Origin of the sequence: Hyphomicrobium sp., from assembly GCF_047600905.1 — a bacterium.
Lineage (GTDB): Bacteria > Pseudomonadota > Alphaproteobacteria > Rhizobiales > Hyphomicrobiaceae > Hyphomicrobium_B.
The window spans coordinates 3,182,759-3,205,043 of the sequence record NZ_JASGKD010000001.1 but is presented as its reverse complement, the minus strand read 5'-3'; the positions used below and the strand labels follow the sequence as shown (position 1 = coordinate 3,205,043).

Below are 22,285 nucleotides of genomic sequence, written 5' to 3'. Positions count from 1 at the left end.
CGCCTGCCGTGGCAGCCGGGCCCATTGCGCAACGCTTAAGGGCCTTCACTCGACTTGAGTAGGACCCTCAAGTCCTTGGCTGTGTATATCACTTCGCCGTCGGCTTTCAGGACCCCGTCAGCTTCGGCAAGCTTCAGTTTGCGGGCGATCACCCGTTTGATGTCTATGACATATTCGAGCTTTTTGACGTCAGGGGTCACTTCACGCATGAACTTGACCTCGCCGACGCCGGAGGCGCGGCCCTGCCCGGTAAGTCCGAGCCAGCCCAGAAAAAAGCCGGTCAACTGCCATAGGGCGTCGAGGCCGAGGCAGCCGGGCATCACCGGATCGCCCTTGAAATGGCAGGCAAACAGCCAATCGAGACGTTCATTTCCCGCGACGTTAAGCTCGGCAACGATCAGTCCCTTGCCATGCGCCCCACCGGCCTCGGAAATCGTCGCAATCCTGTCCACCATCAGCATTGGCGGCAGTGGCAATTGGGCGTTGCCCGGCCCGAACAGCTCGCCCCGGCCGCACGCCAGCAGATCTTCGAATTCGTAGCTAGAACGGCGTTCCGCCATGGATCCCCTCGTTTCATGGCCGATGGTGTCGTATTGCTGCACAATATGCTCCGGCCGCTCAAGATCAGCGGGGGTCCTAACACAGGCTTGGGCCCCCGCCTAGCGTGGCCGGCAGCGAGCCTGTAACGGGCCGATCGCTGGCCTCAAAGCCCTGTTTTGCCCAAAAGTTGCGGGTTTTCCAGCAAGTGACTATACTGAAGCGTACAATACGCGTTGCTTCGGCGGCCAGTCTCGTCGCTGCAACGTGGGGATGCCAACACGGTTCTGCAAACATAAATGTCCGAGAAATCTCCGCACCATATGGAAGACGCCACTCTGGTAACCACGTCCGATCTCCTACGAAAGGCGGGTTTGCGGCCGACACGGCAGCGCATGGCACTCGGCCGTTTGTTGTTCGAGGGCGCTGATCGCCACGTCACGGCGGAGCAGCTGCATGCCGAGGTCGCGGGTCTCGGAGAGCACGTCTCGCTTGCGACCGTTTACAACACCTTGCACCAGTTCAAACGTGCCGGGCTCTTGCGTGAGCTGGCGATCGAGGGATCGAAAGCCTACTTCGACACCAACACCTCGAACCACAATCATTTCTTGCTCGAACCGAACGGCGAGCTGATGGACATTGCCGGCGACGCCATTTCGGTCGAGGGCCTGCCGGAGCCGCCGGAAGGCATGAAAATCACGCACGTCGACGTCGTCGTGCGTCTTGCAAAGATTTAAATCGCCAATCGGCCGATCTCATTTGAACGTCTCGCCTTCGTAGACGCCCCAGAGCTTTTTTTGCTCGATGTAGCCGCTGTATTGATCGACGGTCACTCTGCACCAGCGGCCGTCGCATGAATGCAGATCGGCGATGACGCCCGCTTCGACGTTGACGATCACGCCCGAGCGCTCGCTGTCGCTCGCCATGATCGGCACCAGCGGCGGCGTTGTACCCGTCTTCCGTTCCCACGGCAGCACAAGGCCTGTCCTGCGCCCCGACAGCAGCGACTGCAAGACCCAGCCGGTTGCCCCTTCCGAATCGCGAACCTGCCGCCAGGTTTCGAACTCCTTGATGACCTCGACCGGCAGCCCGACGCGACGATAAACCCAGCCTGTCGGATAGTCGGTGCCTGGACCGTTCCTGAGATTGACCCTGTCGGACTTGAGACTGACGAACCGTGGGACGGGCAGACCGCTGCCGACGACGGCCGGCGAATCATCAGCCGCCGCTGGAAAAACAGCCGTCAGCGCGGCGAGCGCCAGCAAGACGGCCGCAACCGGCCCCAAATTGCCGGACCGCAGCCCAAAATAATAGCGGTTTTGCCTTATGGTGACGAATTCAGTCATTCGAGAAAGCGCGCGGCCCCGGCGTTCGAGCATGGATCGGATGCGAAGCCCGCCAACGGGGCGCTGCTATTTGATTTCAGGACTTTGTCTTCGCAAAGGCCATCTGATAGACACGGGGCCGCACTTTCTCAAGCGCCGCGGTCGGCCGTTCGAATGGCCGCGTCCTTCAAGCAACGGGAAGAGAATGCCGACGTCCCCCAGGAAGCCCACTGTCGTTGTCACCCGAAAACTCCCGGACGTCGTCGAGACGCGCATGTGCGAGCTCTTCGACACACGCTTGAACGTCGATGACAAGCCGATGAGCCATGCCGAACTCGTCGAAGCCGTCAAAAACGCCGACGTTCTCGTCCCGACCGTCACCGACCGCATCGATCGCGCCGTACTGACCCAGGCAGGGCCGCGCCTGCGCATGATCGCGAACTTCGGCACCGGCGTCGATAACGTCGATCTCGACACGGCACGCAACCGCGGCATCCTCGTCACCAACACACCGGGCGTTTTGACCGAAGACACCGCCGACATGACGATGGCGCTCATTCTCGCCGTTCCACGCCGGCTCGCCGAGGGCGCCGCCTACATGCATGATCCCAACTCCAAATGGACCGGTTGGTCGCCAACCTGGATGCTCGGCCATCGCATTTATGGCAAGCGCCTCGGCATCATCGGCATGGGCCGCATCGGCCAGGCCGTCGCCCGGCGCGCGAAGGCTTTCGGGTTGCAGATTCACTATCACAATCGCCGCCGCGTCCTCGAAGAGATCGAGGAGGAGCTTGAGGCCACCTACTGGGAAAGCCTCGATCAGATGCTGACGCGGATGGACATCATTTCCGTGAATTGCCCGCACACGCCGGCGACGTTCCATCTGCTGTCCGCGCGCCGACTGAAGCTCTTGAAGCCGTCGGCCTACATCGTCAACACCGCCCGCGGCGAAGTCGTCGATGAAAACGAGCTTGTCCGCCTTCTCGAAGCGGGCGCCATCGCCGGCGCAGGCCTCGACGTCTTCGAGCACGAGCCCGCCGTGAACCCTCGACTTCTCGCCTCAGATCGCGTCATCGCTCTGCCGCACATGAGCTCGGCGACGATCGAAGGTCGCGTCGACATGGGCGAGAAAGTCATCATCAACATCAAGGCCTTCGCCGACGGCCACGCGCCGCCCGATCGCGTCCATCCAGCGATGCTCTAATCGCGACCGGCCGAAGGCGAGATTACAAGCCGCCTTCGGCCATCGCATCCTGCAGCATGCGGAACGTGATCGCCGCATAGAACCCGAGCGTCGCAACATAACCTGAAGTCAGCAGCAGCGCTTCCTTGCGTGTCAGCGGCGCCGCTTGATTGAGCGTGTTCGTTCGCATCGACAAAACGCTCGGCACGATGAGCAGAATGAGCCCCATCAAAAGGTAATCCCTGATCAGCGCTGCCAGTCCGATCCCGATCATCAGCGTCGCGCCGTGAACCGCGCGTGCAGCGCCCGGCGGCAGCCGCGAGGTCAACGCCTGCAGAATGCGGCCGCCATCGAGCGGCATGATCGGAAGCAGGTTGAGACCGTTCACGGCGGCGCTGATGAAGGCCATGTCGGCGAGATTTTGATCGCCGTTTTGCCGCGACAGCCATAGGAAAAGCGCGGTCGTCAGCATGCTCGCGGCTGGACCCATCAGCGCCACGAAACCGCGCACGGCCTCGCTCCTGCCGAAATGCTCCCCCACCGCCACGCCGCCGAAAAACGGAATGAAATAAATTCCGCGCACCGGAATACCGACCGAGCGCATCGCGATCACATGCCCGAGTTCGTGCAGCAGCACGACGATCAGCAGCATCACCGCAATCGACAGATCAAAGAGCGCCGAGAAGCTAGCAAGCGTCAGCGCCCCTGTGATGATCGCGTTCTTGATTTGACCGCCGCCGCCAACTGCGCGCCGGCCGGCGCGAATTTCCGCGGTCCGCTTCAGACTATAGAGACTGCGCAGAACGGTGAACGGCATCAGCAGCCGCGTCGAAAACTTCGTATGCGTCAGCTCGCAGCATTCGGTGATGGCGGATTGTTTATCGTCTCCCGAAACCGCGACAGCTCCGATGTAATCGGCGCCGAAGTGATAGATCGGATCGCATTCGTCCGGAAGCAGACGCAGCTTCAAAGCTTCGCCCGGCGTTTCCGACAGAATCTGATAAGCAAACCGCAACCGTTTATCGCCATATTGGCAGATCCCGGTAAAAACCCCGGGCCGCGCCGGATCAGGATCGGTGTCGAGTTCCATCTGCGGCGGCCCTTCGAGCCGGATCTTATTCGCCGAGACAACATCCCAAGCGACGCTTTTGGGCGCATCGACCGGCCGGGAGATCTCATAAATGCGCCGCCGCGTGCCTGAGAGAATATCGAGCGGCACTCGCAAAAGCTCTATGATCAAGAACAGCAGATTTCGCAGCAAGGGCATATTCGGGCGACCTCGCGATGGACGCTTTCGCTAGGACCGCGAGCCCTCAGCAGCGCGCAATGAACCACGCGCTCCATCGCACAGAGTGTGCTTTGAATCCATGCCCATCACGACAGCTTCATTCCGCGGCACAGGCCGGACCGGCGGCCAGTTGGTGGGATTTGAGATCGAAAATTGTCGGATGTCGGCCCGAAAGCGGATTGTCGGGATCCCACGCGATGGTAACCGTCTCGAAACGCGTCGCCAGCGCATCACAGATCAGCAGTCGCCCGGCCAAGCTTTCACCCAGACCGAGAATTTCTTTGACGACTTCCGTCGCCTGCAGCGTTCCGATCACTCCGGCGACCGGCCCGAGCACGCCGACTTCTTCACAGTTGGCGACGAGCCCGGCGGGCGGCGCTTCAGGGAATAGGCAGCGCAGCGTCGGAAATGGCGTGCCCGACGCATCTTTCTCGTAGGGCTTGAACGTCGAAATATATCCATCGAACGAGCCGAGCGTCGCATAAACAAGCGGCCGCTTCGCGAAATAGCAGGCATCGGCGACGAGATAGCGGGTCGCGAAGTTGTCCGAGCCGTCGGCCACGATGTCGTAACCGCCGATCAGCACCAGCGCGTTCGACGCATCAAGCCGCATCGCATGCGTCTCGACTTTGATGAGCGGATTGATACGCAGAATTGTATCTCGCGCGCTGTCGACTTTCAGTCGGCCGGCGTCTTCGCTGCGATGTGCGATCTGCCGTTGCAGGTTATCGATCGAAACGCGGTCGTCGTCGATGATCCCGATCGTTCCGACACCCGCCGCCGCCAGATAAGTGATGACCGGCGAACCAAGTCCGCCGGCCCCGACGACGAGTACCCGCGCGCCCTTGAGCTTTTGTTGCCCAGGCGCGCCGACATCACGCAGCACGAGGTGGCGCTTGTAGCGCTGCACCTCTTCTGACGTGAGCGTCGCCATCGATACCTCTGGAAACGATCAGCTCCGCGCCTGCGGATCGACGAACAGTTCGCTCGAGTAATACCGCTCGGCCGACGACGGCGCAAACGTGACGATCGTTTTCCCGGCAAACTCGGGCTTCTGCGCGACCGTGATGGCGGCCGCAACATTGGCGCCCGTCGAAATACCGCCGGGAATTCCTTCGACCTTGGCGACGGTGCGCGATACTTCGAACGCCGTATCGCTGGAAACCGTCACGACTTCGTCGATCAATCCCTTGTCGAGAATGGTCGGAATGAAGCCTGCGCCGATGCCTTGAATTTTGTGCGGACCGCGCGGCTGGCCGGAGAGCACGGCGCTGGTCGTCGGCTCGACTGCGAAAATCTTGAGTCCCGGGATTCGCTTTTTCAGCGCCCGCCCGACGCCCGTCAGCGTTCCGCCCGTGCCGACGCCGATAACAAGCGCATCGACCTTGCCCTTGGTATCATTGTAGATCTCTTCTGCGGTTGTCTTCTCGTGCACCAGCGGGTTGGCCGGATTGTCGAACTGTCCGGGAATGACGGCATCGGGAAGAGATTTTGCAAGTTCTTCGGCGCGAGCCACAGCTGCGGGCATGCCGCCCGGCCCCGGCGTCAATTCGAGTTCGGCGCCGAGATGCGCCAGAATCTTGCGGCGCTCGATCGACATCGTCTCCGGCATCACCAGGATGAGTTCGATATCCGCGTGCCGCCGCGACGAATGCCAGACCGATACCCGTGTTGCCCGACGTCGGCTCGATCAGGACCGTCTTGCCGGGTTTGATCCGCCCTTCCGCCTCGAGCACGTCGATCATCGCAACGCCGATACGATCTTTGACCGATGACAACGGATTGAAGAACTCGAGCTTCAAAAGGATGTCAGCCTTCAGATTGGCCGCCGCTTTGATCTTTGAGAGACGCACAAGCGGTGTATGTCCGATCGTCTCGGTAATACTGTCGTAGACGCGTCCGCGTCCCCAGCTTTTGGTGGCTTCAAGCGTCTTGATCTCAAGTGTCTCTGTCATGGCCTGTCTCGGGTGTTGCTGGCGCTTGTCCGCACCTACTAGATGGGCTCGTTTCTCGCAGGTTCGAGTCCCGGCCTCAAGAGGTGATTGGCGCGCACAGAGGCCCATAAGCATTGCACTTTTAGTGCTTAACGTAGTGTCTTCCGCTTGGGCGCGCGAGATTTTGTTTGCGTTTTCGCGCGTCGGCTAGCAACAGCATTCCTCTTGACCGACTTCGCTTGGGACGATGTCTCGCCGCTGCCGGTCGATCCAAAACCGCCGGCACCACGCTTCGTCTCGGAGAGTTTACCGGCCTCGCGTAGTTTTACGCGCGCGACCGGCGCGATGATCATCTGCGCGATCCGCTCACCCCGCGCAACGACGAACGGATCCCGGCCGAGATTGATCAGGATGACCGCAACCTCTCCACGGTAATCGGCATCGATCGTGCCGGGGCTGTTGAGAACAGTCACGCCATGCTTGACCGCAAGCCCCGACCGCGGCCGCACCTGCGCTTCCATCTTCTTCGGTATCTCGAAAATGAAACCCGTCGGTATCAGCACGCGCGCACCGGGCTGAATTGTCACCGTCGTGTTCGCGCCAATCGCCGCCACGAGATCGAATCCTGCAGCATCGGCCGTTTGATAATCGGGAAGCGCGAGGCCTTTGGCGTGCGGCAGCCGCTTGATCTTCACGTTCATTCCGCCGCCGTCCGCCTGGCGTGAAGCTCGACGGCCGCCCGCTCCATGATCCGCTGCGCGACTTTCGCCTTGCTCATCTCCGGCCAGTTCTCGACGCCGCCTGCCGTAATCACGTGCACCGTATTGCTCTCCCCACCCATCACACCCGACGCCGGCGAAACGTCGTTTGCGATGATCCAATCGGCGCGCTTCGATTTGAGCTTCTTCTTCGCGTGCGCCAGCACGTCCTCCGTCTCGGCGGCAAAGCCGATGACGAGTCGCGGTCGAAGCGGCCCGGACTGCGCGATTGTCCGCAAGATGTCAGGGTTCTCCGTCAGCGTCAGCGTCGGCGCGCGTTTTCCTTCGGCCTTCTTGATCTTTTCCGTTTGTGGTGCGTCGACCCGCCAGTCAGCGACCGCCGCCGCGAACACGGCGATGTCGGCGGGAAGCGCCGCCTGCACCGCTTCAAGCATCTCTGCCGCCGTTTTGATGCGCACGATGGTGATGCCTTGGGGCTCGGGCAAGGCGACAGGCCCGGTGATGAGCGTCACGCGTGCGCCGAGATTTCGCGCGGCGGCGGCAAGCTCGAAACCCTGTTTTCCAGACGATCTGTTGGCGAGATATCGGATCGGATCGATCGGCTCATGCGTCGGACCGCTCGTTATCAGCACGTGACGGCCAGCCAGTGCGCCGCTGGTTTCAGCTTCACCCTCGAATATGCTTTCGATCGCGGCGATGAGCTCGGGAACCTCGACCAGCCGCCCTGGGCCCGCCTCGCCGCGCTCGGCCATCTCGCCGACCGCCGGGCCGGCGAAACGGATGCCGTCGGCTTTCAGCTGCGTCACGTTCCGCTGCGTCGCCTTATTGCGCCACATCGCCGGGTTCATCGCCGGCGCAACCAGCACCGGCTTGTCGGTCGCGAGCAGTACTGCAGTCGCCAAGTCGTCGGCGTGGCCGCCGGCCATGCGCGCCAGCAAATTAGCTGTGGCGGGCGCCACGACGATCACATCCGGGTCGCGCGCCAGCCGGATATGTCCGATCTCGCGTTCCTCATCGAGGTTGAAGAGGTCGGTCAGCACCCGCTCGTTGGTCAACGCACCGACCGATAACGGCGTAACGAACTGCTGCGCCGATTTGGTCATCACCGCACGGACGCGGTGACCGCGATCACGCAGCCGGCGGATGAGCTCAAGGCATTTGTAAGCTGCAATACCGCCGCCAATTATCAGAAGAATATTCTTGCCCGCTGCCACCGCGACAAATCCGATGCTCAATTCCGACCGGCAGTCATTTTAGCATATTCCGGCAAGTGGAGCGTTAAGCCGAAATATCTGCCTCAATTCGCGCCATGACTAATGAGAGGGCAATTTCCCGACCGCCTTCGAACCAGCAAATTGACCACCGATTAGGCAGTCACAAAATCGAAATTATTTATGTCGCGCGGTGACTTGACGCAGAAGACACAATGGTACATGGTGCCCGCACTTGCGATGGTCGGGACCGGTCGCAGGGGAAAAAAAACGAATAAAGGTCCAAGTCTAGGGACGAAACTATTGGGGTGGCTCGTTTAGCGAGCCACCCCATTCAGTTTCTGGGACTAACGCCCGGAATTCGGGTTTTATCGCCGCCATTCTCCGCTTTTCGCCGATCGCAGCCTAACGCCCCACAATCGTAATCTCGCTTGCCTTGATCGGAACGCGTTTCTGACGCCAATAGCGCGCGTTCGATACAAAGTGGGGACGCGGAGAGGTTCGAGAATGGGTCTGGGGGACATCGCAGGCGCGAGCCGGCCATCAGGCCGCCTTTTGCTGGCCAGCCTGCTGCTATGGCTGCTGCTGGCCGTCGCGCTGCCGTTATGCGCCCTGACGCTCAATGTCGTTCGTTTTGCCGGCTTTCCGTTGGGCTTTTGGATCGCAGCCCAGGGCGCGATCATCGGCCTCGTTGCCTTAGTGGCTGTCTACGCCTGGCGCGCGGGCGGAACTTCGGCGCGTGAAGGCTTTGGCCCCGCGTTGGTCTTTGCCGGCGAATGCGTGGGCGCCGTCGTCCTTCTCGGCTTCACCGGCTACATCGCGGCAATGGGCTACGACGGCCTCGCACTCCCGCTCGGCATGGTCGCGGGCATTGCCCTCTTGGCCATTCTCGTTGCGCCCCGTTTCGTCCTCTACCCCGTTCAGTCGATCAGCGGCTTCTTCGCCCTCCGCTACGGCAGCACGCTGGCGCGACGGCTTGCGTTCCTGATCGCCTTCGCCGGGACCGGCCTTTTGCTGGCGGCCGACATTCGTGCCGGATCGCTTGCCTTCCAAAGCCTGGCCGACCTTGCCCTGCCGCAGGCCATTCTGATCCTGACACTCGCGATCACCGCTGTCTGGCTGCTGAGCGCGCTTCTCCCGCCGAAAAAAATCGACGGCCTCGGCTTCCTCGCCATCTGCGCCGGGCTGCTCGCAACCTTGATCGCGATCGCTCTGGTCACCGGCGGATCGGCGTTACCGCATCTGTCGCTCGGCGCCGCCCTCAAAAGCCACGCCGACCTCAATCAGAAGCTCATCATCAATCGCCTCTCGAACGTCGAATCGCTGACACCGATGACGTCGCCGTTCCTTCTGCTGTCGATGAAGAACTTCGCCGGCCTCCTGCTCGCCGTCGCGCTCGGCATCGTCGCCGCGCCGCACCTGCTCGGCCGCCACATGTCGCAATCCGCCGTCGCGCCCGGTGCCGCCGTGAAGCGCACGGCCGCCGCCCTCTTCGCCGTCGCGATCATCATCGCCAGCCTGCCGCCGCTCGCCGTCTACAGCCGCATCGGCTTCGAGCAGGCGATGTCGAAAGGCATCGAGATCGCAGATATTCCGCAATCGCTGGCGGAAGCGAGCGCGCTTGGTTGGGTCAAGGTGTGTGATCGCAACAGCGATGCAACGGCCGATCTCACCGCAGCCTGTCAGAAAGCATCGGGCCAGCGCGGCTTCGTGCGCTTGCAGGATCTCGCGTTTACGACCGACGGCTTCGTTGTCGCCGCGCCGAAGCTTTCCGGGCTAGATCCGTGGCTTGCCTATCCGTTGCTGCTCGGTGCCGTTCTAGCATCGATACTGGCCGGCAACGCCCTCGTCTCGGGCATCGTCGTCGCCGACAGCGAAGTGAGGCTGACAAGAGATGGCGACCGTCGCTCCGGCGTCGATTTCCGCTCGGCGACCGTCGGCGGCTTCCTGATCGTGGCAGGCGCTCTCGTCGCTCTCTATGCCGCCATCGGAACCGGGCTGCTGGCTGCGGAAGGCTTTGCCGTGCTGGCCGCGGGTCTCTTCCCGGCGCTCGTATTAGGGCTGCATTGGCGGCACATGAACAAGGCCGGGGCCATCGCCGCAATGACCGTCGGCATCGCGATCACCGGCATTTACCTGCTGGGCGTCAACCTTTGGCCCGTCGAATTCTTCAACCTGACCGGCCAGTTGTCCGACGCCCAGCCCGAAGCCGCGAAACGCTTCGCCGACTTGCAGGCTGCCCTCGCCGCCGCGACGACCCCCGAAGCCCAGGCCGCCGCCCACGCGGCTCTCGCCAGGCAAGTGACGGCGATTGCCAACTGGGGCGGATTGAAACCTGCCGCGATCACCCTCGTGTCGGTCCCTGCGGGCTTCGTCGCCGGACTTTTGTTCAGCTTGCTCTTCCGCACCCGCCGGGCCGCCGCCCCAGCCAAAGCCTGAGCCTTCGCTCGGGCATGCGAGTCACCTAGAGTTCCGCGCTAGAGCCAACGTCGCGGGAGCGCGCTCCATGGCAGACGAAATCTACGATCTGCTCGTTATCGGCGGCGGCATCAACGGCGCCGGCATTGCTGCCGATGCAGCCGCACGTGGTTTATCCGTTCTGCTGGCGGAAGCCGACGACTTGGCGAGCGCGACATCGTCGGCGAGTTCGAAGCTCATCCACGGCGGCCTCCGTTATCTCGAGCATTTCGAATTCCGCCTCGTCCGCGAAGCCCTTGCCGAGCGCGAAGTGTTGCTCGGGAAAGCCCCACATATCATTCGCCCCCTGCGATTTGTTCTTCCTCAAGTCCCCGGCATGCGCTCGGCCCTGATGATGCGCGCCGGCCTTTTCCTTTACGATCATTTGGCAGCGCGCAAATCGATTCCGGGTTCGCGCGCCATCGCTCTGCACGCCGACCCCGCCGGCGCACCGCTGGTCGCCGACCTCACCCGCGGCTTCAGCTATTGGGACTGCGCCGTCGACGATTCCCGCCTCGTTGTCCTCAACGCCGTCGCGGCACGAAACGCAGGAGCGCGCATCGAAACGCGGACCAAAGTCACGGAGCTCAAGGCCGAAGGCAATCTATGGATCGCGTCGCTTGGTCGAAATGACGAGCGCCGCGCCGCCCGAGCCGTCGTCAATGCGGCAGGCCCCTGGGTCGCCGACGTCGCCAATCTTGCACACCCGTCCTCGTCCCGATCACCCGTTGTTGTCCGGCTCGTCAAAGGCAGCCACATCGTCGTCCCGCGCATTCCAGCCGGCGACGACGCCTACACATTCCAGAACAGCGACGGCCGCGTGGTCTTCGCGATTCCATTCGAAACCGATTTCACGCTGATCGGAACCACCGAAGAAAAGATCTCCGGCGATCCGCGCGCTGCGGCCCCGACCCGCGACGAAGAAGATTATCTGCTCAGCATCGCCGCCCGCTTCTTTCGCGCGGCGCCCTCGCGGGCCGATATCGTCTGGAGCTTTGCCGGCGTTCGCCCCCTCGACGATGACGGCCGCGAAAGCGCATCCGCCGCCAGTCGTGACTATCACCTCGAATTGCGCGCAGGCGACACGCCGCCGATCCTTCATGTCATTGGCGGCAAGATCACGACCTACCGCAAGCTTGCCGAAGCGGCTCTATCGCTGTTGCAACCGCATTTCCCGAACATGAGACAGGGATCGACGGCGACGACACCGCTTCCCGGCGGCGACTTCGGCGGTCGATCGTTCGCTGCATGGTCGGAAGATTTCGCTCGCAACAACCCTGGCTTCGCGCCGCCGTTCCTGAGCCGCCTTGCGCGCCGCTATGGGACGCGCGCGACCGATCTACTCGCTGGCGCGCGCTCCGAGAAAGATCTCGGCGAAGCGCTCGGCGGCGGCCTCACCACCCGCGAAGTTTGCTATCTCAAATCCGAAGAGTGGGCGACGACCGCCGAAGATGTTCTTTGGCGGAGAACGAAGGCGGGCCTGCATCTTCAGCCGGCCGAACGCCAGCGCGTCGCCGAAAAAATTCAGGCATGCGTCGATAAAGCCTAGACCGCGAGCCGCCTACATCAACTTGCGCCGCGAGGCGCGAAGTGCGCACGTCGCCGGACAGACCGACTCCGGGCAAAGCATCTGGTTGGTCTTGCGCAACGCCGCAGCGAGCGCCTGCGCGCCGTTGAGCGTATCTCCGATGTCGTCCGAACCGATCAGCGCCGCCGCCGAAGCAGCGAGCGCTTGCCGCTCATCGTGCTGGCACGCCGCAATGATCGAAATGGCCAGACATTCGTCGCGGCAGAAGCTGCGGCAACCGGCGGGCGAGATTTCGATATCGCGCTGCGCGTTGGCTTTGACCGCGCGCACAAACTTGGAAAGGTCGAGCAGAAGCGTCTTGGCGTTCTCGGGCCCGAGCATTCCGGAAAACGTGTTCCATGCGTCTTCCCAGCATTTGATGTCGCCGGTCGAAAGTCCTGCGAGCCAGCAACGGAAACCGACGGCGACCAGCCGTTCCGGTGCGCGTGCGGGCAGCGGCACGATTTTGGCCGAACGCGCCGATTGTCCGGGAGCCGTGTTCGTCGACGAGCTAGCCATTGCACAAGCCCTCCTCAGAGAAGCACGTGCGCGCGGCACCATTATCGGATGAGATAAGCGCGGAAGAAGCGCTGTCGACAGCGCGAATGGATCGGGTCATCGTCTGCTCCAATATTCGAGGTTCAAGGCCCCGGTATCGGGTTGGCGCCAGTCAACCGGCGCGTGACGTCGTGGTGACATCATAGCCTGACGTAACGCGACGAAAGCGATGCGGTCAACACTTAGTAAGCTGCGCGCCTCACATTAGAATTTTTATAATTTTCAAGTAGCTAAGAGAGCCATCGAAGCGTGTCGCAGCGTCATTTGAAGCGCTGCGTGAAATCGCCAAAAAGGATCGTTGCCGTCGTACCCTTTTGCGGCGCGCTGTCGAATGCGATGTCCGCCCCCATGTCGCGCACCAATGCTTCGACCAGCGGCAATCCGATGCCGTGTCCGCGCGCCCAAGCCAGTTGCAGCTCGGCCGCCGACTGAGCACCCGCACCGCTTGTTGCGCCCGGCTCCGTGATCCCCCGCCCCGTATCGCGAACAGTCAGAAATACCCGTCCATCGTCCATAAGCCCCGTCGCGATGCAAACATCGCCGCCAGCCGGCGTGAACTTGATCGCATTGGTCAACAGATTGAGCAGGATCTGACGCAGCGCAGTCGGATTGGCGATGACGTACGGCTTGCGGCCACCAGCGTCGAACGACAGATTGAGCCCGCAGGATTCCGCAAGCGCCTTTACGCTCGAAACCGTGCGCTCGGCAATGGCATTGAGGTCGATCGCGATCAGCCGCGACGCCGGCGCAGCCGTTTTCGCCCGTTCCGAAAGCAGCGCCGCGATCACGTCAAGCGCATGCGTGGCGCTCTCGTGAATATCCGCTGCGTAGCTCAGATAGCGCGCGTTCTTCATCTCGCCGAGCCGTTCGTCGCGCATGATTTCAGCGGCAACCGCGATGGCCGTCAGCGGCGTCTTGAGCTCATGCGCGAGCTTCGCGATGACATCGGGATCGAGTGTGTTGGATACAGGCGATGAAACACCAGCCGCCTTGTCCTTGTTTGGAGGACTGGAAGGCCCGTGCTCGCGGCGCCGCAAGGCTTCATCCGGTGCTTCCACCGTCTCGATATGAAGGATCAGGACTTTCCGGTCTCGCCCTTTTCCCTGCGTGATCTTGCATTTGACGCGTTTGAGCTGCCCGCTCCTCCAGAACAGCAGGGTTTCGACATCGCCTTTCCCAACGCTGCCCGTGCTAGCGATCTGACGTAGCCTTGCGACAGCCGGCATCGCCGGATCGAGCGCGATCGGGAACGTCGCATAGGAAAAAAGACCAAGCGCCGCACTGCCTTCGGCGTTAGCGGACAGGATTTCAGCGGTTTCGGGATCGACGGCAACGAGGGCTTGCGTGTCGCGCGCGGAATCTGGCGTTGAAGCCTCGGCACCGTCGGTCAGCATTGCAGGTTTAGCAGCGACCGCCATCGTGAATGGTCACACGTTCCAAAGGCTTATTCGCATCACTTCGCGGTAGCGTAAGCGATTTGCGCGTCGCCAAGAACGGGCGCCCTGAGATTTTCCACCGCCATCCCCATAAATGCTGAGGTGGCTTCACGTATATCGCCGTGGAGATGCAAGCGCCGAAAAATTGGGCTCCGCCAAAGTGCATCCCAGCGCGTTGCCAACGCCGCTAGGCGGCCTTGTTCAGAATGGCTTCGCGAAGTCGCCCGGGATCCCGCTCGCCCTGATCGGCCAAATCGAACAGTTTCTCGATAATGTCTTCATCCGAGATATTGAGCGATCTCTGATGCGCTTCGGCGATGATGCTGTCGAGCAAATGCTGCAGCTCATCAAGCTCTTCCGAGCTGTAATGACAAAGGGTCATGATTTTCCGTTTTCCCCCGAAAACGATATCTATCGGTCCCCACCCCGCCTGTATACTCCGTTCACCGTCCGGAGTTCCATGCCCTATTTGGTCGGATGTGGCGTCTCCCGCGCTCGGCACGGCTTGCGCACGCAACGTGCCGACGGCAAAGTCAATCACCTAACCGCCTAAGATAACTGGGGGTTTGGCTTCAGCACCGCAAACACAACTCGCCGGTTTGATCTGCCGCGCGCTGCTATTTTGCTTTCCGCTTCTTGCGCTGGACGTCGCTGCGCAGAAGGCCGATGAGATAAACGCCAAGAACCAGCGGCGCGCCGATCGCGAGGACGACTTTGATATCTTCCCACATCGTCGGATCTCCCCTCAGGCCGAGCGACGAACGTCCATATCATGGATGCAGCACGTGAAGAACTCATCACGGATGGAATGGAAAGCCCTCAAGGCTTCTCGACCACCCGAACCTTGTCCGCCGAAATGACGAGATAAAGCGGATCCGCAAGTCGTTCGGATGATTGGCGGTTTGCGCTACCTTTCGCGCCCGGAGACCTCGCCTTGTCGGCCTCGGGGACCGGTCTGAGATCGACGCGCGCTTGCTGCCCTTTGTCCATGCCGTTCAAGCCTCTCGCGTCTCCAGCAAAATAATCCCTAAGCTGACCGATTCGTTCCCTGCACAACAGGTGAGGTTCCGATCTATCCCCGGTCTGGATCGGCCGGCCAGCTTACGATTGGCACCCCGAAACGACGAGTTCATGGCCGCACGTGCTGGTTCTGGCGTCTGCGGCATTCGGGCAGTCCGGATTGCCCGGTCTCGTGAGCTTCGGCTTGGAAACTTCAGGATCTTCTCGCGAAATGCTCCTAACGGTCGCTGCCTTCGGACTTGACCCGTGGTGATACCTGTGGTGATAGCAGTGCTCCCCCAATTTGGGCGACAGAGCGCCGTTCGGCATCTCGTTGCTATTTGGGGTGGCACAGGTGAAACGGCCAAAAATCCGGCCCGTAGCTTCGGCTACAACTGTGCCGAGCAACGTATGCCGCCTTAGCTCAGTTGGTTAGAGCGCTAGATTGTGGATCTAGAGGTCCCCGGTTCAACTCTGGGAGGCGGTACCACCTTGAATGCACGATCAAATCGGCGCCACCCCTGGTTGAAGCGCGTTCCTCTGAAGGCTTGACCGGCATGGCCTCCGACAATTCCTCGAATTCGCCCGTCCCCAAGCGCAAGCATGACCTGAATTCGCGCCGCGCCTTCCTGCTCGCGATCTACATTTTTGCGCTTGTGATCCTGGCCAAGCTCTATTGGCCCGGTTGGCCCTTTCCGGATAGGCCCACACCCGCGACACCAGCGCCCACGGCACCCGCTTCCGGACCCCAGGTCCCGCATAATTAGATTTGCCGCTTTATAAGCCGCTGCCGCCCTCAATCCTGGCCCGGCGGCGGAGCTTCGCTCGGCAACGGCAGATTTGAATCCGGATCGGCACTCGGCCCTGTAAGGACGTTGACATTATCGTCGACGGTCAGTCCGTCGACCTTGACCTGTTCGTCATCCTCGACCGCTTGTTCGTCATCCGGCACGGCCATCTGGTCTTCGTGCTTGGTCGCGTAAGCCTGACAGCCTTCGATGAAATCCTTCGAATTTCCTCCGCACTCCGACGGATCGTTGATGCCGAGTTCCTTGCCCCAGGCGTATCCGGCATCGCGGCTTACGCAATCGACATCGCAGGGCGGCGCCCTGTGCGCTTCTTTGGCCTCGGCAAAGCCGATGATGGCCAAAAGCGCAAAACTGAATACGCGGACAAAGGCCTTCGACGGACGAATAGTGAATTGACTACGACGCATGATGCGAAAACCCCTCAGCTCACAGAGCTAATCTAGCAGAAGGGTTTAAGCGAAACAGCCTACTTGACGCGCCGCTTCTCAAGTTTCCGCGCCAGCGTCCGCCGATGCATCCCAAGCCGCCGTGCCGCTTCGGAAATATTGAAGTTCGTCTCGACCAGCGTCTGATGGATGTGTTCCCATTCGACAGTCTTGATCGAAGTCGGCCTCTCCGTCAGCGCTACTCCGGCATCGCCCGCCGCCCGGCCGAATGCGTCCTCGATATCATCCGAACTCGACGGCTTGACCAGATAGTGGCGCGCCCCGAGCTTGATTGCCTCGACCGCAGTCGCAATGCTTGCAAAGCCCGTCAGCACCACGATCACAGTGTCCGCATCGTGCGCGTGAAGCGCTTCGACGCAAGTCAGTCCCGACGCACCGGCGAGTTTCAGATCAACCACGGCAAATCCCGGTGTGCGCACTTTCAGGATATTGCGAAGCTCATCCGGCCCCTCGGTATGATCGACCTGATATCCCCTGCGCTCGAACGAACGGATGAGAGTTGCGGCGAAGGCGCTGTCGTCTTCGACGATCACCAACCTCCGGTTCGTGGCCTCCATGCTAACGGGCTCCAAGTGCTAGGGCGGCAAGCGGCAGCTTCAGCATCACCACCGCGCCGCCCTCCGGCCGATTGGCCGCCGAGACGATGCCACCGAGCTTGCGTATCACATTCACGACCAGGAATAACCCCAGCCCACCGCCGGGCTTGCCTTTGCTCGATTGATAGGGCTTTCCGAATTGCGCCAGCATTTGCGGCGTGAAGCCCGGGCCGCGGTCCAGGATCCGCAGAACGAGGCTGTCTCCCTCCCTCGCAACGCGCACGCCGACCCAGTCTGGCGACGAGTCATAGGCGTTATCGAGAACGTTGAAGATGATCTGCTTTAAAGTCGAATCCGAAACGATCGATAGATCGGGACCGAAAGCGTTGACGTAGTCGAAAGCCGAAGGCGCCCGCGCTGCGCGCCATTCGGCAATCAAATCTTCCAAGAACGTCGAAACCGTCGTGACACGGGGCGCTTCGCCGCGTGCTTCGCCTGCCGACAGCAAAACGCCCGTTAGGATCGTCTTGCAGCGTTTGACCGCCGCCTGCATCTCCTCGACTTCCTGCAGCAGCTCCGCATTGGACGTGATGCTGGGCATGCGATGCCAATCGCCGAGAATGACCGAAAGGGAGGCTAGCGGCGTGCCCAGTTCATGCGCGGCGCCCGACGCCAACAGTCCCATCCGCACGATATGATCTTCTTCCGCCGCATGCTGCTTCAAGGCCGCGAGCCGCGCGTCGCGCTCGCGCAGGTTTCGCGTGATCCGAGTTACGAATACGAAAAGCAATGCCGCATCGACTGCGAAACACACCAGCATCCCGGCGATGTGAAGCTCAAAGAGATCTTTGCTTCCCGGCGGAAGTTCGAACGGCCGATAGAAAGTTGTCAGCAGAGCGAAGCTGGCGCTCGTCACCACCATCACCGCCCACGTCCGCCGCGTATCGAGTAGCACCGCGGCGAGCGTCACTTGCAGCAAATAAAGAAACACGAACGGATTGGTCGCGCCGCCGCTGAGATAAAGTTGGCCCGTCAGCGCGGCAACATCGAGCAGCAGTGAGACGAGCAAACCATCATCGCCGACGTCACGGCCGCCACGCAGCCAGAGCAAGCTCGCGACATTGAGAAGAATGAGCGCCGCCGTAATGGCTACCATCGGCAGCAGCGGTAAATCGATCCGCAGCACGCCGGCGACGAACGCGATCGTCAAGGCTTGGCCGGCAACGGCGATCCAGCGCAGCTGGATCAGCAGCAGCATATTCTTTACGCCGGCGGTATCACCGCGCACCGATGCCGCCTCGCGACGGTCGCCGTCATCACGCGATGGCGCAGATTCGGACGATCCTGAATTCGACATGCGGGGCAGTTTCAATCCGTTGATGCGGGCCGCTTGCCTGGCACCCTCTTCCTCAAACGGATCTCTTCCATCAGGAAGCGCAGAAGGCCACCCGAAAGCAGCAGCGCCAAGCCGAACCAGGTTAGCGCATAGACCAAATGATTGTTCGGAAAGTTGATGACTGTCAGGCCGCCGACCGGATAGCCGCCAGGGTTAGCCGTCGCGTCCGCATCGATGAAATACGGCGCATAGTTGTCGAGCCCACGCTTGATCGCGATCGCATCGACATCGCGCGAGAACCAGCGGTCCGCCGAAATGTCGTTGCGGCGCAGGAAAGCGCCTTTGGGCTCGGTCATGCGCAGCAGGCCTGTGACCGTGACCTCTCCGGCAGGCTCTCCCGCAGGTCGTGTCTCTCGGTCTTTTCTGTCCGTCGGTACGAAACCGCGATTGACCAGCACCTCGAAACCGCTCGTCGTCTTGAGTGGCGTCAGAACCCAATAGCCCGAGCCCTCATCGGTCACCGCTAAGACGAGCGTCTTCCGATCGTTGAGAAAATGCCCCGAAACCTGGACGCGCCGGTATTCATCGTCCTTGGCATTGACGGTAGGCCAGTCCTGAGGCCCCGGTGCCGGAACGGCGGCCGCATGGATGCGGGCATCGACACGCGCAATGAGATCGAGCTTCCACGCCCGCCGCTCAATCTGCCAGACGCCGAGCCACAGCAAGACCGCGATCCCTGCGAGCGCAAAAAGGCTGACCACCGCTACAAAAAAAAACGAACGGGGCGCGCGTGCTGCCCCGTTCTCCGGCTTTCCCTGATCCGAAATCCGAACTGCCTTTTCCCCGCGTCCGTCCGCGGGAGATGTCACGGCAGTTTGCTCGGATCCATGGGCATCATGTTGGTGGTGAGGTGATACATGACCCACAGCGAACCCGACAGCGTGATCACCACCATGACGATGGTGAAGATCAGCGCCATTAGCGACCAACCGCTCTCGGCGCTCGGCGTCATATGCAGGAAGTAGATCATGTGGACGACGATCTGGATTGCGGCAAGCGCCAGGATGACGACCGTCGTCGCTTCGTTGCTGCCGAGCTTGCCCGTCATCACCAGCCAGAACGGGATCGCCGTCAGGATCACCGACAGGACGAAGCCCGTCATATAGCCCTTAAGCGTCGATTCCGGATGCCCGCCGTGACCATGATCGTCGTGCCCCGGCGTCGGCGCGATATGGCCGTGCCCATGATGGCTGTGGGTGTCCGTGCTCATCGCAGCACTCCCATGAGATAAACGAAGGTAAAAACGCCGATCCAGACGACGTCGAGGAAGTGCCAGAACATGCTGAGACAAAGAAGCCTGCGCTTGTTCGCCTCCGTCAGCCCGAGCTTCCACACCTGCACGATCAGCGTGATCATCCAGATGATGCCGAACGTCACGTGCAGACCGTGCGTGCCGACCAGCGTGAAGAACGACGACAGGAACGCGCTCCGCTGTGGTGTCGCGCCCTCGTGGATCATATGCGCGAATTCGGAAAGCTCGATGAACAGGAACGCACCGCCGAATATCATCGTGACAAGCAGCCACAACAGCATCGGATTGGTGCGGTTCTTCTGCATTTCAAGCACGGCGAAGCCGTACGTGATCGACGACAGAAGCAGCATCGTCGTATTGAGCGCGACAAGCGGCAGATCGAACAGATCCTTCGGCGACGGACCGGCCGCATAGCTGCCGCCCAGCACGCCGTAAGTCGCGAACAGGACGGCGAAGATGAGACAGTCGTTCATCAGGTAGAGCCAGAATCCGAGTTGGGTGCTGCCACCGTCCCCGTGCTCGTGCTCATCGGCCACGTAGAATGCCCGCGCTTCCTTTGCCTCACCGGCCTTGGAAGCCGACGCGCTCGCCGTCATTGTCGCCATCGCTTAAGCCCCCGCCGATTGAAGGAGCTGCGTGCGCTCGCGCTCGGTTTCAACGATCTGCTGTGTCGGAATGTTGAAGCTCCGGTTGTAATTGAACGTATGCCCGATCGCAGTCGCCAGCAGGGCAACGAAGCCAAGTGCAGCCAGCCACCAGATGTACCAGATCAACGCGAACCCGGTGATGAAGCTCAGACCCGCGAGAATGACGCCGGCTCCGGTGTTCTTTGGCATATGGATGGGCTTGAAGCCTCCCATCGGCCGCTTATAGCCGTGCTCCTTCATGTCCCACCACGCATCGTGATCATAGACGATCGGCGTAAAGGCGAAGTTGTAGACCGGCGGCGGCGACGACGTCGACCATTCGAGCGTCCGCCCGTTCCAGGGATCGCCGGTGAGATCGCGCAGCTTTTCGCGGTTCTTGATGCTGACGGCAATCTGGATCAGGAACGAGCCGATGCCCAACGCGATCAGGAACGCGCCGAACGCCGCAACGACGAAATAGATTTGCAGCGACGGATCGTCGAACACGCGCAGGCGGCGGGTTACGCCCATCAGGCCGAGAACGTAAAGCGGCATGAACGCGAGGTAGAAGCCCGAGACCCAGAACCAGAACGACATCTTGCCCCAGAACGGATCGAGCTTGAAACCCGTGACCTTCGGGAACCAGTACGCGATGCCCGCAAAGCATCCGAACACCACACCACCGATGATCACGTTATGAAAGTGCGCGATCAGAAACAGGCTGTTGTGAAGCACGAAGTCTGCCGGGGGAACCGCGAGCAACACGCCGGTCATGCCGCCGATCACGAACGTCAGCATGAAGGCGACGGTCCACATCATCGGCAATTCGAAACGAATCCGGCCGCGATACATCGTGAACAACCAGTTGAAAAGCTTCGCACCCGTCGGGATCGAGATGATCATCGTCGTGATGCCGAAGAACGAGTTGACGCTGGCGCCCGAGCCCATCGTGAAGAAGTGGTGCAGCCAGACAAGGTACGACAGAATGGTAATACAGACCGTGGCGTAGACCATCGACGTGTAGCCGAACAGGCGCTTGCCCGAGAACGTCGCGGTCACCTCGGAGAAAACTCCGAAGACCGGCAGCACGAGAATGTAGACTTCCGGATGGCCCCAGATCCAGATCAGGTTCACGTACATCATCGGGTTGCCGCCGAAGTCGTTCGTGAAGAAATTGGTGCCGACGTAGCGATCGAGCGACAGCAGCGCCAGCACGCCCGTGAGAACGGGGAAGGCGGCAACGATCAGAACGTTGGTGCACAACGCGGTCCAGGTAAAGACCGGCATCTTCATCATCGTCATGCCCGGACAGCGCAACTTCACGATCGTCGCGATCAGGTTGACGCCCGATAGAAGCGTTCCGACGCCTGCGATCTGCAGCGCCCATATATAATAGTCGACCCCGACATCTGGACTGTACGCATAGTTCGAAAGCGGCGGGTAAGCGAGCCAGCCGGTCCGCGCGAACTCTCCGACGAACAGCGATGCCATCACCAGAATCGCGCCCGAAACCGTCATCCAGAAGCTGAAGTTGTTGAGGAATGGGAAGGCAACGTCGCGCGCGCCGATCTGCAGCGGCACGACGTAGTTCATCAGGCCGGTGACGAGCGGCATCGCCACGAAGAAGATCATGATGACGCCGTGCGCCGTGAAGATCTGGTCGAAGTGGTGCGCCGGTAGATAGCCTTCGTTGCCGTTGAAGGCGATGGCCTGCTGCGCCCGCATCATGATGGCATCGGCAAAACCGCGAAGCAGCATCACCAAGCCGAGAATGATGTACATGACGCCGATCCGCTTGTGATCGACGCTGGTGAACCACTCGTGCCAGAGATAGCCCCAAAGCTTGAAGTAGGTGATGGCGCCCAGAACCGCCGCGCCGCCGATGGCAACGCCGACGAACGTCATCACCAAAATCGGCTCATGATAGGGAATGGCCTCGAGCGTCAGCCGCCCGAAGATCGCTTTCTGGAGATCAAAGTTTTCGAACATCTCTGGAATTTGTCCCG

20 protein-coding genes, 1 tRNA gene and 2 pseudogenes are annotated in these 22,285 nt (G+C 61.2%); 5 read left to right on the top strand and 18 right to left on the bottom strand.

All coding sequences use genetic code 11. The features are described 5' to 3' along the window. Positions 1–35: 35 nt before the first annotated feature. Positions 36–560, bottom strand: a complete 525-nt coding sequence (gene fabA / locus QM780_RS15445) for a 3-hydroxyacyl-[acyl-carrier-protein] dehydratase FabA (RefSeq protein WP_415072061.1) — start codon at positions 558–560, stop codon at positions 36–38. Positions 561–836: 276 nt separating this feature from the next. Here fabA and irrA point away from each other — a divergent pair, with 276 nt between their 5' ends. Beyond that, the gene (irrA, locus tag QM780_RS15440) at positions 837–1,274 is read left to right on the top strand and encodes an iron response transcriptional regulator IrrA (RefSeq protein WP_415071329.1); all 438 of its coding nucleotides are present in this window, start codon (positions 837–839) and stop codon (positions 1,272–1,274) included. Between the two features lie 18 nt (positions 1,275–1,292). Here irrA and QM780_RS15435 read toward each other — a convergent pair whose 3' ends face one another. Continuing rightward, positions 1,293–1,883, bottom strand: coding sequence for an SH3 domain-containing protein (locus QM780_RS15435; protein ID WP_415071328.1), 591 nt, complete (start codon positions 1,881–1,883; stop codon positions 1,293–1,295). 184 nt (positions 1,884–2,067) lie between these two features. Between QM780_RS15435 and QM780_RS15430 the strand changes: the two genes are divergently transcribed. Beyond that, complete coding sequence (locus QM780_RS15430) at positions 2,068–3,066, top strand: 2-hydroxyacid dehydrogenase (RefSeq protein ID WP_415071327.1); 999 nt, start codon at positions 2,068–2,070, stop codon at positions 3,064–3,066. A gap of 22 nt (positions 3,067–3,088) precedes the next feature. Here QM780_RS15430 and QM780_RS15425 read toward each other — a convergent pair whose 3' ends face one another. From QM780_RS15425 to coaBC, 5 genes and pseudogenes are all read right to left on the bottom strand, one after another. Continuing rightward, positions 3,089–4,312 carry a metalloprotease gene (locus QM780_RS15425; RefSeq protein WP_415071326.1) on the bottom strand — a complete coding sequence of 408 codons (1,224 nt, stop codon included), beginning with the start codon at positions 4,310–4,312 and terminating at the stop codon, positions 3,089–3,091. 118 nt (positions 4,313–4,430) lie between these two features. Next, complete coding sequence (locus QM780_RS15420; protein WP_415071325.1) at positions 4,431–5,267, bottom strand: HesA/MoeB/ThiF family protein; 837 nt, start codon at positions 5,265–5,267, stop codon at positions 4,431–4,433. Between the two features lie 18 nt (positions 5,268–5,285). Then, positions 5,286–6,288 (bottom strand): annotated as a pseudogene (gene cysK, locus QM780_RS15415) (cysteine synthase A). Positions 6,289–6,524: 236 nt separating this feature from the next. Next, positions 6,525–6,968 (bottom strand): annotated as a pseudogene (gene dut, locus QM780_RS15410) (dUTP diphosphatase); the annotation flags it as partial. After that, positions 6,965–8,221 carry a bifunctional phosphopantothenoylcysteine decarboxylase/phosphopantothenate--cysteine ligase CoaBC gene (coaBC, locus tag QM780_RS15405; RefSeq protein WP_415071324.1) on the bottom strand — a complete coding sequence of 419 codons (1,257 nt, stop codon included), beginning with the start codon at positions 8,219–8,221 and terminating at the stop codon, positions 6,965–6,967. The pseudogene dut and the gene coaBC, both read right to left, overlap by 4 nt. A gap of 483 nt (positions 8,222–8,704) precedes the next feature. Between coaBC and QM780_RS15400 the strand changes: the two genes are divergently transcribed. Together QM780_RS15400 and glpD are read left to right on the top strand one after the other, a co-directional pair. Next, on the top strand, positions 8,705–10,636 hold the full coding sequence (locus QM780_RS15400) for a sodium/substrate symporter small subunit (protein ID WP_415071323.1): 1,932 nt from the start codon (positions 8,705–8,707) through the stop codon (positions 10,634–10,636). A 67-nt stretch (positions 10,637–10,703) separates the two neighbouring features. Further along, positions 10,704–12,203: a glycerol-3-phosphate dehydrogenase gene (gene glpD, locus QM780_RS15395; RefSeq protein ID WP_415071322.1), complete on the top strand. Its 1,500-nt coding sequence runs from the start codon at positions 10,704–10,706 to the stop codon at positions 12,201–12,203. Positions 12,204–12,215: 12 nt separating this feature from the next. On the opposite strand, the gene QM780_RS15390 is transcribed toward glpD, so the two are convergent. The 4 genes from QM780_RS15390 to QM780_RS15375 form a co-directional block, all read right to left on the bottom strand. Continuing rightward, the gene (locus tag QM780_RS15390; protein ID WP_415071321.1) at positions 12,216–12,740 is read right to left on the bottom strand and encodes a hypothetical protein; all 525 of its coding nucleotides are present in this window, start codon (positions 12,738–12,740) and stop codon (positions 12,216–12,218) included. A gap of 299 nt (positions 12,741–13,039) precedes the next feature. After that, positions 13,040–14,197 (bottom strand): sensor histidine kinase, encoded by a 1,158-nt coding sequence (locus QM780_RS15385; protein WP_415071320.1) that lies wholly within the window; start codon positions 14,195–14,197, stop codon positions 13,040–13,042. 205 nt (positions 14,198–14,402) lie between these two features. Continuing rightward, the gene (locus tag QM780_RS15380) at positions 14,403–14,597 is read right to left on the bottom strand and encodes a hypothetical protein (RefSeq protein WP_415071319.1); all 195 of its coding nucleotides are present in this window, start codon (positions 14,595–14,597) and stop codon (positions 14,403–14,405) included. A gap of 437 nt (positions 14,598–15,034) precedes the next feature. Then, entirely contained in the window at positions 15,035–15,205 is a 171-nt protein-coding gene (locus QM780_RS15375) for a hypothetical protein (protein WP_415071318.1), read from the bottom strand. A 422-nt stretch (positions 15,206–15,627) separates the two neighbouring features. Here QM780_RS15375 and QM780_RS15370 point away from each other — a divergent pair. Further along, positions 15,628–15,704: transfer RNA gene (locus QM780_RS15370), tRNA-His, on the top strand. Positions 15,705–16,010: 306 nt separating this feature from the next. Here QM780_RS15370 and QM780_RS15365 read toward each other — a convergent pair. The 7 genes from QM780_RS15365 to cyoB all read right to left on the bottom strand — a co-directional run bounded on the left by QM780_RS15365 (position 16,011) and on the right by cyoB (position 22,268). Continuing rightward, the gene (locus QM780_RS15365; protein ID WP_415071317.1) at positions 16,011–16,430 is read right to left on the bottom strand and encodes a hypothetical protein; all 420 of its coding nucleotides are present in this window, start codon (positions 16,428–16,430) and stop codon (positions 16,011–16,013) included. Between the two features lie 59 nt (positions 16,431–16,489). Then, positions 16,490–17,026, bottom strand: coding sequence for a response regulator transcription factor (locus tag QM780_RS15360; RefSeq protein ID WP_415071316.1), 537 nt, complete (start codon positions 17,024–17,026; stop codon positions 16,490–16,492). 1 nt (position 17,027) lies between these two features. Then, positions 17,028–18,263: an ATP-binding protein gene (locus QM780_RS15355; protein WP_415072060.1), complete on the bottom strand. Its 1,236-nt coding sequence runs from the start codon at positions 18,261–18,263 to the stop codon at positions 17,028–17,030. Positions 18,264–18,373: 110 nt separating this feature from the next. Further along, positions 18,374–19,210: an SURF1 family protein gene (locus QM780_RS15350; protein WP_415071315.1), complete on the bottom strand. Its 837-nt coding sequence runs from the start codon at positions 19,208–19,210 to the stop codon at positions 18,374–18,376. Then, positions 19,207–19,611, bottom strand: a complete 405-nt coding sequence (gene cyoD / locus QM780_RS15345) for a cytochrome o ubiquinol oxidase subunit IV (protein WP_415071314.1) — start codon at positions 19,609–19,611, stop codon at positions 19,207–19,209. Before cyoD ends, QM780_RS15350 begins: the two co-directional genes overlap by 4 nt. Next, entirely contained in the window at positions 19,608–20,249 is a 642-nt protein-coding gene (gene cyoC / locus QM780_RS15340) for a cytochrome o ubiquinol oxidase subunit III (RefSeq protein ID WP_415072059.1), read from the bottom strand. The genes cyoD and cyoC overlap by 4 nt, the downstream gene beginning before the upstream one ends. Before the next feature lie 12 nt (positions 20,250–20,261). Continuing rightward, positions 20,262–22,268 (bottom strand): cytochrome o ubiquinol oxidase subunit I, encoded by a 2,007-nt coding sequence (gene cyoB, locus QM780_RS15335; protein WP_415071313.1) that lies wholly within the window; start codon positions 22,266–22,268, stop codon positions 20,262–20,264. Between the last annotated feature and the right edge of the window lie 17 nt (positions 22,269–22,285).